Source organism: Pseudomonas sp. S2_C03 (genome assembly GCF_054668405.1).
Genome location: NZ_CP162766.1, coordinates 177,362 through 192,512, shown reverse-complemented (window position 1 = coordinate 192,512; position 15,151 = coordinate 177,362). Strand labels below are relative to the sequence as shown.

Below are 15,151 nucleotides of genomic sequence, written 5' to 3'. Positions count from 1 at the left end.
CCCGAATTGACCACTGCCATGACCGCCCCTCGTACACCCAAACCTGCGCGCAAGAAGCCTGCCCCGGCGAACCTGGCCAAAACCGTGGAGCCCCGGGAAAAGGCCAGCCTGCATCCGCGCAATCGCCACCAGGGTCGCTACGACTTTCCGGCGCTGATCAAAAGCACCCCGGAACTGGCCAAATTCGTGATCATCAATCCGTATGGCAAGGAAAGCATCGATTTCGCCAGCCCGGACGCCGTGCGGGTGTTCAACCGGGCGCTGCTCAAGGCGTTCTATGGCATTACCCATTGGGACATTCCCGCCGACTACCTGTGCCCGCCGGTCCCTGGGCGCGCCGACTACGTGCACTTTCTCGCCGACCTCCTGGCCAAAGGCAACAACGGCGAGGTCCCCCGTGGCGCTGCGGTGAAGGTGCTGGACGTGGGCACTGGCGCCAACTGCGTGTATCCGTTGATTGGCCACAGTGACTACCGCTGGCAATTTGTCGGCTCGGACATCGATGCCATCGCCATCGCCTCGGCGAAAACCATTGTGGCGGCCAATGGACTGAACAAAGCCATCCAGATTCGCCAACAAGCCGACCGCAAGCACATTCTGCTGGGTCTGCTAGAGAATGACGAACGGTTCGATCTGACCATGTGCAATCCCCCGTTCCACGCCTCCCTGGAAGAAGCCACTCGTGGCAGCAGCCGAAAATGGCGGGCGCTGGGCAAGGCTGATCCGAAACGCAAACTGCCAGTGCTGAACTTCGGCGGGCAGGCAGCGGAGTTGTGGTGCGAAGGTGGCGAGGCGCGTTTTGTCACGCAGTTGATCAGCGAGAGCGCGCAGGCAGGCCAGCAGGTGTTGTGGTTCAGCACCCTGGTGTCGAAAGCCTCGAACCTGCCGGTGATCCAGACGGCGCTGAAAAAGGCCGGCGCACTGGAGAGCCAGGTGGTGGAGATGTCCCAGGGGCAGAAGCAGAGCCGCTTCGTCGCGTGGACCTTCCAGACACCGGCGCAGCAGCAGGCCTGGCGGCAGCGGTGGGCGTCCGAGACGTAATCACCGACCCTGTAGGAGCGAGCATGCTCGCTCCTACAGGGTAAAAATCCCAGACACAAAAAAGCCGTGCCCGGATCGCTCCGGTGCACGGCTTTTTTACTGCTTCTTACTTGTTGATCGCGTCGGTCAGGCCTTTGGCCACAACCAGCTTGATCACTTTCTTGGCAGCGATTTCGATGGCAGCGCCAGTCGAAGGGTTACGGCCGGTACGGGCAGGACGCTCGGTCACTTTCAGTTTGCCGATACCTGGCAGAGTGATTTCGCCGCCGTTTTCCAGCTGATCAGCAACGATTTGGCCCAGTTGGTCCAGAGCGTTACGCGCGGTGGTTTTTGGCGCGTCGATAGCTTCAGCGATGTCGGCGATCAGTTGGTCTTTAGTAAGAGCCATGTAGTGTTCCTTCCCTATCAAATTCATATGGATTGCAGAGTGCAGTGTCAGCCATCGAGCCCGATCTTCTGGATCTGGCACCCTCGGCCAATAACCGCGGGATCGGGGTTATAGATACCGAAATCAGGGTTTGGTTCGACCTGACATTTGCTGACTGCACGCTTAACGCAGTGACTTCGCGTAAGACCGGGCAAAACTAGCACAGAGACAAGGAAATATCCGCCTCTGCCTACCCATTTGGTCAGCTTTATTGCTCTAAATTGATAAAAAACTGCATAAGGGCCGTCGATGACCCGTGAATTGCCCTTCGCACCGCGCCAAAACCAGTGGTTGCGGTACACTTGGCAACTTTTGGGGGAGCACGCCCTCCTCTCTTCAATCAGCCGAGAAGCCCATGCCGATCCGTCATTGCATCGTCCACCTGATCGAGAAAAAACCCGACGGTACGCCCGCTGTTCTCCACGCTCGCGACTCCGAACTGGCCGAGTCCGCCGCCATCGAGAACATGCTCGCCGACCTCAACGAGAGCTATAACGCCAAACAAGGCAAAGCGTGGGGGTTCTTCCATGCCGAGTCGGGGGCGCATCCATTCAGCGGCTGGCTGAAGGAGTATTTCGAGGGGGGCAAGGACTTCACTGCGTTCAGCCGAGTGGCGGTAGAGCATCTGCAAAAGCTGATGGAAGAATCGAACCTGTCCACCGGTGGCCATGTGCTGTTTGCCCACTATCAACAGGGCATGACCGATTACCTGGCCATCGCGCTGCTGCACCATAGTGAAGGCGTGGCGGTGACCGAAGAGCTGGACGTCACGCCGTCGCGCCATCTCGACCTGGGCCAATTGCACCTGGCCGCACGGATCAACGTCTCCGAGTGGCAGAACAACAAACAGTCCAAGCAGTACATTTCCTTCATCAAGGGCAAGAATGGCAAGAAGGTCTCGGAGTATTTCCGTGACTTCATCGGCTGCCAGGAAGGTGTCGATGGCCCGGGCGAAACCCGCACGCTTCTCAAGGCGTTCAGCGACTTCGTCGAGAGCGAAGACTTGCCCGAAGACTCCGCCCGGGAGAAAACCAAGGCCCTGGTGGATTACGCCAGCAGCCAGGCGAAAATGGGCGAGCCCATGGGCCTGGAAGAGCTTTCGGAACTGATCGACGAAGAGCGTCCGAAAGCGTTCTACGATCACATTCGCAACAAGGACTACGGCCTGTCGCCAGAGATCCCGGCGGACAAACGCACCCTCAACCAATTCCGCCGCTTCACCGGCCGTGCCGAAGGCCTGTCGATCAGTTTCGAGGCCCACCTGCTGGGCTCCAAGATCGAGTACGACGAAGAAGCCGGCACGTTGATCATCAAGGGGCTGCCGACCTCACTCACCGACCAGCTCAAGCGCCGTAACTGATGCTGGGCAGCGTGCTGAAAAAATGCCTGCTGATCCTGCTGGTGGTCGTGGTCTATCAGAACTGGGGCAAAATCGAGCGGGTGTTCAATCCTTCGCAGGTGGTTTCGCAACAGATTCAGGCCAGCGCCAATGTCGTGCTTTACAGCACCGAATGGTGTGGCTACTGCAAACTGAGTCGGCGTTTCCTCGATCAGAAGGGCATTCCCTACAAGGAATTCGACATCGAGAAAGACGCGCACGCCCGCAAGGCCTATGAAGCGTTGGGGGGTGGCGGCATTCCGTTCATCGAGGTGAACGGGACTCAGATTCGCGGCTATGACCCGGATGCGATCATGGCGGCGTTGAAATAGCCCTGGTGGACACTGATTACCCCTGTGGGAGCGGCGGTGCGACGATTCGACTTGCTCGCTCCCACAGTTGTTTGTCAGCGTTTTTCAATACGAAAACCAAAGCGCGGAAAGTGCACATGCACCACCCCGGCACGCTCGTCTTCGCGGCGCAAAATCAGCTCCTCGCGCCCGGCAAACAGCAGCTCCCCGGCCACCGGGTCAACGCCGTAGTCGGTCGCGGCGATGATCACCTGCTGACCCGCCTCAAACCCATTCGGCTCATCGAACATTTCATCCGGCAACGCCGCTGGCTTGGCATTGCGCGCCACTTCCAGCGCTTGTTCCGACGTCATCTCGCTGGACGCACCATGACCGAAACCCAAAACCCTTGCATGCCACGCGGCCACCGCCGGATATGCATCCACCAGCGGCGCGGTCACCGGCGTCGCCTTCAGGAACCACAGGCAATGAGCCAGAGCGAAGTCGGCAATCGACGGTGCACCGAACAGGAAATCACCCTGCTCGCGTCGCAACTGCTGCTCCAGCCTCGCCATGATCGTCGGCCATTGATGCCGTGCCTGCTCCGATGACAACTTGCTGGCACTGCCACCACTGAACAGCGCCGCGCGATCAGCGAGAAAGCCTTTGATCGCTTCCGGCGACAAGCTGCCAAAACGTACAGCGATTGATTCCGGCTGAAACACCAGGCTGACCGCATGCTGGAACACCACAGAATCGGCCCACGCCGCGAAGGTCGCTGCGATCATTTCCTGACCTTCCGGGAAGAATGCCGGCAAGGCTTTCTCCTGCTCCAGTCGCCGGGCAATCAACGAAGTGTCGCAGTAAACGTCCGCGCCGACTTGCAGCACCGGGGTTTTGCGATAGCCGCCGGTCAGTGCGATCAGATCAGGTTTGGGCATCACTGGCGATATCTTGACCGAGCGCCAGGACAAGCCTTTGAAGCCCAGCAGCAGGCGGGCCTTTTCGGCGAATGGGGACGTCGGGTAATGATGAAGAATCAACTCGGACATGCTCGGCTCCGCCGCTCGAATAGGAATCCGCAGCTTAGCGCGCAATCCGTGAGCGGCCTACCGATCTGCCTGATGGGAACCCATCAGTCAGATTGATAAGCCTGCAGCAAAGGTCGCCACCAGGCATTCCTTGGCGCTTTTCCTGAGCTTCTTGATCAGCCGTTCCTGACGCAACGCTTCGCTTTTGTCACGGCAGGCTTCGGTGTACACCAGTGCCATGGCGGGGCTCGATAGAAAGAAGCGTGCACCTTTGCCGCTCTGGTGCTTGGCGAATCGGCGAATGGGATCGTCGCTGATCCCACAATACAGCGACCCATTGGCCGCCCGTACAAGGTAGACAAACCAGGGTTTGCTGGCCGGCACCTGTTCGGCGGCGACAACAGAGAATTCGCTGGGAGCGTTCACGTGACGGTCAAGGCTTCAAGGAAACAGGCCGCAATCTTATCAGCGACTGGCCTGAAATGCCCTCAGCCCCTTGAGCGCCTGGGCACGAACGGCGTTGCGCACCAGAGGCGTCCAGCCCAGCAGCAGGCCCTTGAAGCCCAGGGCCTGACGCGACCAGGCCCACAGGTCAAAGTTGTCGTGGTGCTCGCAAATCCTGCCATCGCGAAACACGAAGCGTGCCTGAATGTCGTTGACCACGGTGTTGCCCGTCTGGCTGAACAGGTAGGTCGCCACCCAGTGGGCACCGCCGCTGCGTTCGTCGCTGCGCACACCGTCGAAGGTCAGGGAAAAGTCCTTGGCCCGGGTGGTGAGCATCCGCCACATGTCACCCGCATCGCGGCCGCGCAGTTCGCCGAACGCGGGGTCGCTGAACACCACGTCGTCGGTGTAACAGGCGCACATGGCGTCGGCATCCAGACGCTGGAAGGCCTGATAGAACCGGGTGATCAAGGCGTTGTGGTCATCACTCATGGTCGGCGTCCTTCGAAAATGGTCAATTGGCCAGCACGATAATCCGTGAGGGCGGGAAAAACCATGGTCATTCACCATGAAAATGGTGGCACCTGCCGCGTCGCCTAGAGGTAGACGATGTCCAGGGTTGCGCTGCCGTCCAACGAGACCTCAGCTGCCAGGTTCCTCAACTGGGCGATGGTCGTTGCGACGACCATATCGGCTTCAAAGGTCTGCATGGCGACAGGAGCATAATCCGGACCTGATGCGTTGGCGGTCCTCATCCATGTGGGCTGCCACGCCTGACCTTCGGAAACCGGGAACCAGGTGGTGCTGTCGACCGATTCAACCAGACGCGCCACCGCACCGTCAGCCAAGGCATTTTCCATTGTGAGGTTGTACATGCCCAGCTTGTGATCGTTCACACCCAGCCCCAGGCCGAAAGCCGAAGAACTGTTGTTGTGTGCAGTGCCTGACCGGTTATCGGTGCTTTTTATCGCAAAAAAAGTGGCCGCGTCACAGTTCACGGACAACTGCAGCCGTTGCACCGGCATGACCTTGTCCCACCTCAAGTCCTTGACTGAAACTTTCCCGTAATCAATCAAACCGCTACTTGAAAGCTGTGGCACGCAGGCACTTGGGGTAATGCTCCCCGTCACTCTAAGGTCGACACTGGACGCCGCATAGACATTGGACGACGCGATAAGGAAGAGCCCTATCGCCATACAACCGAAACGCTTGTTCATACTTATCAACTCCAGGAATAGACTTTATTTACTTGCACTTACAGCGCATAAAAATATAAGCGAAGGCCTGGCGTCAAAAAATACAATTAATACGATTCTTAAATGTAAAATAACTTACAGCCGCATCTGATGCACCATGCCACTGTCACGCGCATAGGCAAATAGATCCACATCCGTGGAGATACCCAACCTTTGCATGGCCATGTTTTTTTGTTTGCTGATGGTCGACACGCTGCGTTTGAAATGCTCGGCAATTTCACTGACGGTCATGCCGCTGGCGAGCATCCTGACCACCTCGTGCTCTTTGGCTGACAGAGAGGGACTACTCGACTGGGCTTCCGCATCGGCTTGCAGCAGTACCGCATGAAGGGCCTGACTGATGAATCGCCGGCCTTCGCTCACTGCACGGATTGCCATCGGCAGCTCCTTGGCCGAAGCATCCTTGGCGACGATCGCCACGACGCCTTGACCCAGCGCAGCTCTCAGAGTCGTAACGTTGGCGAACATGGTCACCAGGATGATCGAGGTCGTCGGATGGCGACGACGCACCCTGCTGAGCATCCGCAAGCCATCGGCCTGCACATTGCCAGGCATGCAGAAATCGGTGATCAACAGCTCGCAGGAAGTGGTTGAAAGCAGATTGAACAGGCTGTCCGGCCCCTCGGCTTCTCCCACAATCACACAAGTGCCGCTCAGGTCGGTGAGCATTCGCATGCCGATCCGAACGACAGGATGGTCGTCAGCAATGATTACGCGCATTGTCAGATTTATCCTGTTAGATGACTGGAATATCTGAAAAATAGCGCCGTCCCGTTCTCATCACAACGATCAAAATTCAACCAAATCTCGCCTGACCCAGCATAGGCGGGCGACAGGACTTTGTCCTATGGAAGATAAGGAACCGCCCTACAATTCCTGGCTATTTGGACCACACACAAAGCCTACAGACAGCTCCCCGAGACAATACAAATTGTAAATTGCAGATCATTTTGCACCTCCACTGCTCTGAACTTTCACTAAACATTCTCAATTCCTCTCTCGCATTAGTTTCAATTCACCCGCCAAACCAGGCCGATAAATTACTCCCGCGCACAGGGAAACCCCGTCACTTCCAAGAAAACAACAATCGTTTAGTGCTCATGGTCGCCCATTAAGGCAACAAATATCTTCCAATCACTGAGGCACCGCCAAGGAACCTTTCAGTCCGCGAACCGTAACTTTTCGTATTAGTTGCATTTCACCTTGTTTCCGCGACCGTTAGATTGCGCGCTGCCCACACTGGGCACTCACAACGTCGAACTTCAAGGAGAACTGAACACATGTACAAGCGTTTATCCCGGCTGACAGCTGCGTTGCGAAACAGACCTCTGTAAATCCGTCTCCTCCAACCGGTCATGCCCATAAACGGCATGCCCCTTACACACAAGGAAGACCCATCATGGACAGATGTTCTTTTGCAATCTCCACGACCCTGTTGCTGGCGTTCGCCCCCGCCGTACTGGCGGCCGGCACCACGGAGCTGAGTGTCAGCGGCACCATCACACCCAGTTCCTGCACACCCTCGCTGTCGGGCGGCGGCATCATCGATCACGGCAAACTGACCTCGAAAAACCTCGATCAGCAGCTTCCGACCCGTTTGCCCCCCGGGGATCTACAACTCCAGGTCGACTGTGAAGGCCCCACGCTCTTCACCCTGACAACGATCGACAACCGCGCCGGTACTTCGGCCGTCATTGCGGCTTACCACGGTCTGGGAACGGTCAACGATGATCAAAACCTCGGCAGCGTCGGCTTCGGCATATTCGAACCGCAGGCCGACAGCAACCCGGTGGTGACCATCATGTCGCGTAACAACGGCGCCAGTTGGGGGCCCTCCTCCTATCTGGGCCACGCCGCCCTGACCGCGTTTGCCACCCCGGGCGATCCGCACACGCCCATTGCCTTGCAACATCTGAGTGCTCGCCTGCGGGCCAACACCATTATCGCGCCTGCGACTGACCTGACCCTGCTCGATGAACTGCCCATCGACGGTCACGTCACGATGCAAATCACTTACTGATATTCCTGGAGGCTCACAATGAAAAAGACACTCAATACCCTGCTCGTCGCCATGTTGCTCACCGCCAGCGCCAGCACTTTCGCCGCCTCGAGCGTCGACCTGACCGTAACCGGCATCATTACCCCGAGTGCCTGCGAGCCGACCTTGTCCCAAGGGGGGCTGGTGGATTACGGCAAGATTTCGGCGAAGGATTTGAATGCGGATAAGGCGACATACCTCGATACCAAAACATTACAGCTGGCTCTGACTTGCGACGCCGCTACCCTGGCAGCAGTTGAAGCCAAGGACAACCGCGCCGGCTCGTCCTACATCCCTAATGATTCGTTGGAGTTCGGCCTGGGACTCATCAACGGCAACGAAAAGCTGGGAGCCATGAGCATGAGATTGGTGGCGCCGATTGCCGATGGTGCAACAGTGAGAACGATCGAGTCCTACGATAGCGGCTCGACCTGGGGTCTTGCTCGTGATCTTGCCACTGACAACATCCTGACGGTGACCGACACCGCTACCGTGGCGCCGATTCCTTTCCAGACGTGGACTTCCGACCTCTACATCTCGCCGCGAATCGCTCCCACCAACTCACTCACCCTGACCAACGAAGTCGCCATCGATGGCTCCGTCACCCTGACCGTGCGCTACCTGTAACCCACCGACGGATCGAGAGCGGCTCAGTCCCCTGGCCGCTCTTCTCTGCATCGAGCTGACAAGGATTTCAGACCGTTATGAAACATGCGATTTCACACCTGTTCGCCGTCTTCTGCCTGCTGGGTTTCAGGCCAGAGGCGATTGCCGCGTCCGAGGTTGAACTGAACGTCGTGGGCCACATCACGCCCAATGCCTGCGACGTCCTGTTGTCGGACGGCGGTATTGTCGACCACGGCATGGTGCCGGCGCGCAGCCTGAATCAATACGAGCTGAGCCCCTTGCCCAGCCGCCAGCTGGAGCTTCACGTGAGTTGCAACGAAGCCCTGCTGTTTGTGCTGGTGGGCCGCGATAACCGCGAAGACTCATCACTGGGACCGGGGTTTTATTACGGCCTGGGATGGAACGTCCATGCCCCCGACGAACGTCTGGGCGCGGTGAGTCTGGCGCTGCGCAATGCGGTGGCTGACGGAGGTCCGGCACTGGTGCTCGCGTCGAGCAATCAGGGCTTGACCTGGTTCCCGGAAACCAATGTCTACCCAAACAACTACATGGGCTTCGCCAGGCCCGGCACGCTGGTACCGGAACCCCATCGCCTACTGACGGCCACGCTGCACATCAACACTTCCATCAACGCCGCGAGCTTCCTGACCCTGAATCAGGAGGTGCCGCTGGACGGCGCCATCGTGCTCGACCTCAGGTACCTCTAGCCATGCCAACTCTTGTTTTGCGTCCCTCTCTCATACAGGGTTTGACCATGAAATTATCCAAGGGCATTTCGAGCCTTAAACGGTGTATCAGCACCCTCGCCTTCCTGTTCTGCGGCCATGTTCTGGCGGATGGCATGGTGCCCGACACGTCTGTGGTCATCGTGAACGAAGCCGATGGCGAAGCCTCCGTCTCGGTGACCAATACCGACGCAACGCTGGCCTTGTTGCATGTCACACTCGAAGACATCCCCGAGGATAAGGAGTCGCTGCTGTTCGTCACGCCGCCATTGGCCCGGGTCGAGCCAGCCAAGAGTCAACTGGTGCGATTCATCCTGCAATCGTCGGCGCCATTGACGACCCAACGCCTCAAGCGGGTGATTTTCGAAGGCATGCCCCAGGACCGCCCCCCTGCCGAGGCGGGACACGCGCGGGTGGGTGTGACCGTGCGACAGAACCTGCCAGTGATCTTGCACCCAAAGGGCCTGGCCCCCAATCGCACACCTTGGACGGGGCTGGCCTGGCGCCTGAAAAACGATCAGCTCAGCGTGCATAACCCAACACCCTACGTCGTGCGCCTGGCTCAGGAGCTGACGCTGCTGCCCGGCAATGGATCAGCGCTGCTCCCGCGCACTTATGTGCTGCCGGGTGAAACGCTGAGTGTGGCCATCGATGGTGCCGGTGGAAACCGCGTGCGGATACAGCCGGCCACGGTCTACGGTTTTGCCGTACCGCACTTCGAGGCCCCACTCGAATCCTGAAACCCACTGACTGCGCGAAGAAGGAACGAAGAGCGCCGAAGTGTCCTGGCGACGGCCCTGAGCCGTTGCCACTCGCGTGCCTGACCTCAGCGTAAGAGGCAGGCCGGCATAACCCAAGTGAATCCCATGAACACAGTATCTGTATGCCGTGATGGCGAAGCCGTGCCCGTCGTTCGCCACACTCGCCCTATTTTGTCCGCGCTCAGGGCTGCCGCGGCCGTGTTGGTGGTCAATGCGCTGATGATGCTCGACGCCCGCGGTGATGACCTGTTGCTGGCATCGTTCGACACCAACACCTTGCGCCAACGCGGCATCGATCCAGCCTTGGCGACCTTGCTGATGCAGGCGCCCCGTTTCGCCGCAGGTCGGCATTCGGTGACCCTCAGCGTCAATGGGCAGCGCCAGGGGCGGGTTGACATTACGTTCGACCGCCAGGGCGCACTGTGCTTCGATCGCCCCCTGCTCGACAAGGCCAACCTGAATGTGCCCGAGCGCACCCTCGACGACGGCCGCTGCTATGACTTTCTAGGCACCTCACCGCAGACTGCCATCGAACAGGACCCGGCTAATCTGGCGTTGGCCCTGATCGTTCCCACCGACGCCATTCGCCCTGTCGTCCTTGACGTATCCGGCTACCAGACCGGTGGCTTCGCGGCCTTGCTCAACTATGACGTGACCGGCCAACACAGCCGCTATGGCGACGACTCCAGTCGCTACGCCTCGGCCAATACCGAAGTGGGTTTCAATGCCGGCGACTGGATCGTACGCAGCCGTCAGGTACAAACCTGGCAGGACGATGTGTCGCGCACCACCCACATCGCCGCCTACGCACAACGAACTTTCGCCAGCCATCAGGCGGTGTTTCAGGCAGGCCAGATCAATCTCTACAACCCGATCCTGACAGGCGCGCAGATCACCGGCCTGCAAGTGCTTAACGAGCAAGCCTTGCAAGTCGAGGGGCAAGGCGGGGTAATCCAGGGGATAGCCAATAGTCAGGCGCAGGTCGAAGTGCGGCAGAACGGTGCGCTGATCTACTCCACCGTGGTGCCCGCCGGCCCGTTTGCACTGGACAACGTCCGGCGGCTCAACAGCCGCTCCGACGTGGAAGTCACCGTCAAGGAGATCGACGGCAGCGAACGAAGTTTTATCGTGCCAGCGGCGATGCTCGGTGTTGGATTACCTGCGCCCGGATTTTCGCTGGCGGCGGGACAGGTGCGCCGAGTGGGGAACGAAAAAGGCGAGGAACCCTGGGTCATCAGCGGTGGCTGGAGCGGTGCGTTGCATTCGCAGGTGCAGATCAGCGGTGGCCTGACCGGTGCAGCCGACTACCGCGCGGCGGGTGCCGGCCTGGGGCTGCTGGTCTCCCCGCAAACCCACGTCCAAGCCACGCTGGTCAGTGCCGACGCAACCGGCAAGGATTCCGGCCAAGGCGTCCAGGCCGACTTGATGGCCTCGCACCGTCTAAGTGATCGCTGGTCGCTCAACGCGGGCAGTTCTTATCGCACCTTGGGTTATCGGGAACTGGAAGAGGCGGTGTTCGATACCACCCCCGACGACCGGAACTCGCGCTATCGCGACCGGCAGAACATTTCTCTTTCGTGGGCGCACCCCTGGCTGGGCGCATTCAGTGGCGGCTTCAGCCAGTCGAACTCGTTCGACGGCCAGGGCACCAGTCGCGCCCTCGCGTCCTGGGGCACCACCCTCGCTGGCGTCTCGGTCTCGGCGACCGCCGAATGGCAAGTCAGCGGCGCTGACCGCAACGACGACAGCGTCTACGTGAACCTCAGCATCCCCCTGGGTGAAAACCGGCGAGCACGGACCTGGGTGCGAAGTTCGGGGGTGAATACCGCAGCGGCGTCGGTTTGAGTGAACAAGTCAACGATCAACTGGCCTATCGCGTCGGCGTCGAACACGACTCCCGTGACAGGCAAGTCCAGTCCACTGCCGGAGTCTCGCTCCTGCCGCGCTATACCCAACTGGACGTCAACTACACGCGCAGCGATGCCGAGCGTACCAGCTATCAGGCCAGTGCTCGCGGCGGCGCCGTGGTCCATGGCGGCGGCGTGACACTGTCGCCCTATTCGATCAGCGACACCTTTGCGCTGCTCTCGGTCGCCGACATGGGCGCCATCAAAGTGTCGACCCCCAGCGGGCCGGTGTGGACCGACTGGCAGGGCCAGGCCGTGATCCCGCAAGTCTCGGCCTATGGCAAGAGCCCGGTAGAAGTCGACACCAAGACGCTGCCGCGCAACGCCGACATCAACAACGGTTTGGCGGTGATTTCCGCCGGGCGCGGCGCTGTCGACAGGGTCGAGTTCGGCGTAACCCTCACCCGCCGTGCCCTGCTCAAGGTCACCACCGTCAACGGTGCCCCCTTGCCTCGCGGCGCCTCCGTGAACAACCAGGAGGGAGAATTCGTGACGCTGGTGCAGGAGGGTGGCCTGGTGTTCCTGCCCAACGTCCTCGACACCCGCACGCTGTTTATCAAGGCGCCGGGGCTGGAACCGTGCGAGTTGCAGTTCGAGCTTCCAGAGCACGCCGACACCAATGCGTACTACGAAACCGCCCCTGCCAAGTGCCGAGCACTTTGAGGATGACTGCATGAACCTGTCCCGCTCCCTACTCGTCCTGCTTGCCCCCTTGGCATTGAGCGGGTTCACGCCTCTGGCCTCGGCGTCGGCCGAGAACTGTCAACTCACCCTCAGCCAGCCGGTGCTCGATTACGGCCTGATGAACCGAGCGATTCGCCCTGGCATCGCACAGGAGCGCCACCTGGGCGACCGTCGATTGAGCCTGACCCTCAATTGTCCAGCGCCCGTCGACATGAGCCTGTTTTACCGGGCCATGGCGGCCACCAACCAGCGTTTCCATTTCGCCGACCGGGGCAGTTATCAGATCCGGATTCGCGATGGGGTGTTGGACGGTCAGTCAGTTGAACTCGGATTGATTGCCGGTGCCGGCCAACCACCCGCGCAAACCGCCTCGCAACTGATCTGGCGACCCGATCATGGGGTTGTTCCGCTGCTGTCTGGCGTACCGGCGCGGGGGAGCACCTTCTCGGCCCAACTCGAGCTATCCGCCTGGGTGCAGGAACACGGTATGCAGGTCCGTGATGCACTGGCCTGGGAGACGACCGGCGTGTTTGACGCGATCGCCGCCGGGACCAGCCGCGAGGCGACATTGCGTGCGCGCTTCGCGCCGGCCGCGTGCGAGCCGGCGCTGTCCAATGGTGGCGTGGTCGACTTCGGCAACCTGACCATCAATGACCTGAATGCCACCCAGCCCACGCTCCTGGCACCTCGCTCGTTACTGTTGCGCGTGGGTTGCGATGCGCCCACGGCCTTTGCCTTGATCATGCACGACAACCGTGCCGGTTCGGCAACCGTCGACGGCGACGCGTCCTACGGCCTCGGCCTTGATACGCGCAACAACAGGATCGGCCATTACTCAGTCAACATCGACCCGGCCAACGCCGCCGCCGACAGCTTCGCTCGTCTGTATCGCACCGACTCCAACAGTGCCGGTGTGGCATGGAGCAGCGCCAGTGCAAACCCGATTGCCCTGGCCAAAAACACTTACCTGAGCTTCTCCGACACCGCCGGTCGCAGCACGGGGCCGGCGATGATCCAGAACCTGAGCACCCGCGTGACCGTCAACGCCGTGATCGCGCCTACCGACAGCCTGGACCTGAGCCACGTCATCGATCTGGATGGCGCGGGAACGATCGAGATCATTTACCTGTAGCACCAGCCCCCAACCTGCCAAACCCAGGGTAAAAGGCCTTGGGCACGTCGGGAAAACAACCTGAAAAGAGAGAGATAAAGATGAAGAAATACCTTGCAGCCCTGTCCGCTTTCGCCTTTGCCAGTATCGTGCCCCTTGCCCTGGCAGTCTCAAGCACCGACCTGGCGGTCACTGGCACCATCACACCCAATGCCTGCTCGCCGAGCCTGTCCGGGAGCGGCAATGTCGACTACGGCAAGATTTCGGCCAAAGACCTGAACCCGACCACCAGCACGAACCTTGAGCCACGCACTGTAAACCTGAGTGTCAATTGCGACGCCGCTACCCGTTTCGCTCTCCAAGGCATCGACAACCGCGCAGGCTCCAGCGATCTGAGCACGGCATTCGGCCTCGGGAAAATCAACGACACCCAGAACATTGGACGGTACTTGCTGGGCATGTCCAGCGCGGTCGCTGACGGCCAGTCGGTACAGGCGATCAAATCAGAGGATGGCCAGGCGGGCTGGGTCGGTCATTTGTTCTGGACCCCAGGTTATTACGTATCGGTCGCCGACAAAGCAGATTTAAGCCAACCGATCCTCGTTAAAGACCTGGACATGGAATTGGTCATCGGTGCGTCCATCTCGCCTGCGAACAACCTCGACCTGAGCAATGAAGTCAGCATCGACGGGGCGGCCACGCTGGAAATGAAATACCTCTGACCCAACCGAGTTGGCCCTGGGCACTGACACCCGGCCAACGAAAAGGACAACATGAACATGACACGCCATCTCGCCGCACTCTGGGCCACATTGCTCCTGATTAACATCCCTGAGGCCCTCGCCGCCTCCACCGTAGACCTGAGCGTCAAGGGCCGGATAACGCCCATCGCGTGCACGCCAGGCCTTTCAAACAACGGCCTCGTTGATTACGGAAAGATTTCATACAAGGACCTGAGCGTCGACAAGCGAACGCAGCTGCGCGACAAGACCCTCGAATTCACCCTCCAGTGCAATGGTCCGGCACGCTTTGCCCTGGTGATGCGCGACAATCGCGACGGCTCCGCCATCGTCAACAGCGAGATTTACTATGGGCTGAGTCACGACATCAGCGGCAACAAGATTGGCCTGTACTCGCTGAACTTCGATCCAACCCAGACCGTAGCAGATGAACTGGCGCAGGTCTTTCGCACCGACTCCACCACCGGCGGCATGGCCTGGAGCACGTCGAGCAGCCGACCAATACCGGTGGGCGCCAGAAGTTACCTCGGGTTCACAGACGTGGCCGGTAGCAGCGCCGGACCGATTGCGATTCAGAACCTGAGCAGCCGGGTGACCGTCGAAACCGTCATTTCCCCGACGTCCGAACTGGACGTGAGCGCCGACATCCAGCTCGACGGTTCGGCGACGCTGGATGTGGTCTACCTGTGAG

16 protein-coding genes and 1 pseudogene are annotated in these 15,151 nt (G+C 59.8%); 11 read left to right on the top strand and 6 right to left on the bottom strand.

Annotated features, from left to right (window positions below; translation table 11 throughout):
* The first annotated feature begins 18 nt into the window (after positions 1-18).
* A complete protein-coding gene (gene rlmF, locus AB4N64_RS00960; RefSeq protein WP_460121179.1) occupies positions 19-1,041 on the top strand; it encodes a 23S rRNA (adenine(1618)-N(6))-methyltransferase RlmF in 1,023 nt (340 codons plus the stop codon).
* Between the two features lie 106 nt (positions 1,042-1,147).
* Here the strand turns inward: rlmF and AB4N64_RS00955 are convergent, their stop codons facing one another.
* Complete coding sequence (locus tag AB4N64_RS00955) at positions 1,148-1,429, bottom strand: HU family DNA-binding protein (RefSeq protein ID WP_192305202.1); 282 nt, start codon at positions 1,427-1,429, stop codon at positions 1,148-1,150.
* A gap of 394 nt (positions 1,430-1,823) precedes the next feature.
* Between AB4N64_RS00955 and yejK the strand changes: the two genes are divergently transcribed.
* Positions 1,824-2,828, top strand: coding sequence for a nucleoid-associated protein YejK (gene yejK, locus AB4N64_RS00950; RefSeq protein WP_460121176.1), 1,005 nt, complete (start codon positions 1,824-1,826; stop codon positions 2,826-2,828).
* The gene (locus AB4N64_RS00945; RefSeq protein WP_460121174.1) at positions 2,828-3,178 is read left to right on the top strand and encodes a glutaredoxin family protein; all 351 of its coding nucleotides are present in this window, start codon (positions 2,828-2,830) and stop codon (positions 3,176-3,178) included. Before yejK ends, AB4N64_RS00945 begins: the two co-directional genes overlap by 1 nt.
* Before the next feature lie 74 nt (positions 3,179-3,252).
* Here AB4N64_RS00945 and AB4N64_RS00940 read toward each other — a convergent pair whose 3' ends face one another.
* From AB4N64_RS00940 to AB4N64_RS00920, 5 genes are all read right to left on the bottom strand, one after another.
* Positions 3,253-4,188: a glutathione S-transferase family protein gene (locus AB4N64_RS00940; protein WP_460121172.1), complete on the bottom strand. Its 936-nt coding sequence runs from the start codon at positions 4,186-4,188 to the stop codon at positions 3,253-3,255.
* Positions 4,189-4,275: 87 nt separating this feature from the next.
* Positions 4,276-4,593 carry a GIY-YIG nuclease family protein gene (locus AB4N64_RS00935; protein ID WP_460121170.1) on the bottom strand — a complete coding sequence of 106 codons (318 nt, stop codon included), beginning with the start codon at positions 4,591-4,593 and terminating at the stop codon, positions 4,276-4,278.
* 39 nt (positions 4,594-4,632) lie between these two features.
* On the bottom strand, positions 4,633-5,103 hold the full coding sequence (locus tag AB4N64_RS00930; protein WP_460121169.1) for a nuclear transport factor 2 family protein: 471 nt from the start codon (positions 5,101-5,103) through the stop codon (positions 4,633-4,635).
* Between the two features lie 104 nt (positions 5,104-5,207).
* On the bottom strand, positions 5,208-5,828 hold the full coding sequence (locus tag AB4N64_RS00925; protein ID WP_460121167.1) for a DUF1120 domain-containing protein: 621 nt from the start codon (positions 5,826-5,828) through the stop codon (positions 5,208-5,210).
* A gap of 114 nt (positions 5,829-5,942) precedes the next feature.
* Positions 5,943-6,587, bottom strand: a complete 645-nt coding sequence (locus AB4N64_RS00920) for a response regulator (protein ID WP_460121165.1) — start codon at positions 6,585-6,587, stop codon at positions 5,943-5,945.
* A gap of 679 nt (positions 6,588-7,266) precedes the next feature.
* Here AB4N64_RS00920 and AB4N64_RS00915 point away from each other — a divergent pair.
* From AB4N64_RS00915 to AB4N64_RS00880, 8 genes and pseudogenes are all read left to right on the top strand, one after another.
* Complete coding sequence (locus AB4N64_RS00915) at positions 7,267-7,887, top strand: DUF1120 domain-containing protein (RefSeq protein WP_460121163.1); 621 nt, start codon at positions 7,267-7,269, stop codon at positions 7,885-7,887.
* An 18-nt stretch (positions 7,888-7,905) separates the two neighbouring features.
* Positions 7,906-8,532, top strand: a complete 627-nt coding sequence (locus AB4N64_RS00910) for a DUF1120 domain-containing protein (RefSeq protein ID WP_460121161.1) — start codon at positions 7,906-7,908, stop codon at positions 8,530-8,532.
* A 77-nt stretch (positions 8,533-8,609) separates the two neighbouring features.
* Positions 8,610-9,239: a DUF1120 domain-containing protein gene (locus AB4N64_RS00905; protein ID WP_460121159.1), complete on the top strand. Its 630-nt coding sequence runs from the start codon at positions 8,610-8,612 to the stop codon at positions 9,237-9,239.
* 47 nt (positions 9,240-9,286) lie between these two features.
* Positions 9,287-9,997 carry a fimbria/pilus chaperone family protein gene (locus AB4N64_RS00900; protein ID WP_460121157.1) on the top strand — a complete coding sequence of 237 codons (711 nt, stop codon included), beginning with the start codon at positions 9,287-9,289 and terminating at the stop codon, positions 9,995-9,997.
* A gap of 126 nt (positions 9,998-10,123) precedes the next feature.
* Positions 10,124-12,588, top strand: a pseudogene (locus tag AB4N64_RS00895) (fimbria/pilus outer membrane usher protein).
* A 10-nt stretch (positions 12,589-12,598) separates the two neighbouring features.
* Entirely contained in the window at positions 12,599-13,741 is a 1,143-nt protein-coding gene (locus AB4N64_RS00890; RefSeq protein ID WP_460121156.1) for a DUF1120 domain-containing protein, read from the top strand.
* A gap of 80 nt (positions 13,742-13,821) precedes the next feature.
* Positions 13,822-14,442 carry a DUF1120 domain-containing protein gene (locus AB4N64_RS00885; RefSeq protein ID WP_460121154.1) on the top strand — a complete coding sequence of 207 codons (621 nt, stop codon included), beginning with the start codon at positions 13,822-13,824 and terminating at the stop codon, positions 14,440-14,442.
* 57 nt (positions 14,443-14,499) lie between these two features.
* Entirely contained in the window at positions 14,500-15,150 is a 651-nt protein-coding gene (locus AB4N64_RS00880; RefSeq protein WP_460121152.1) for a DUF1120 domain-containing protein, read from the top strand.
* Position 15,151 lies beyond the last annotated feature (1 nt).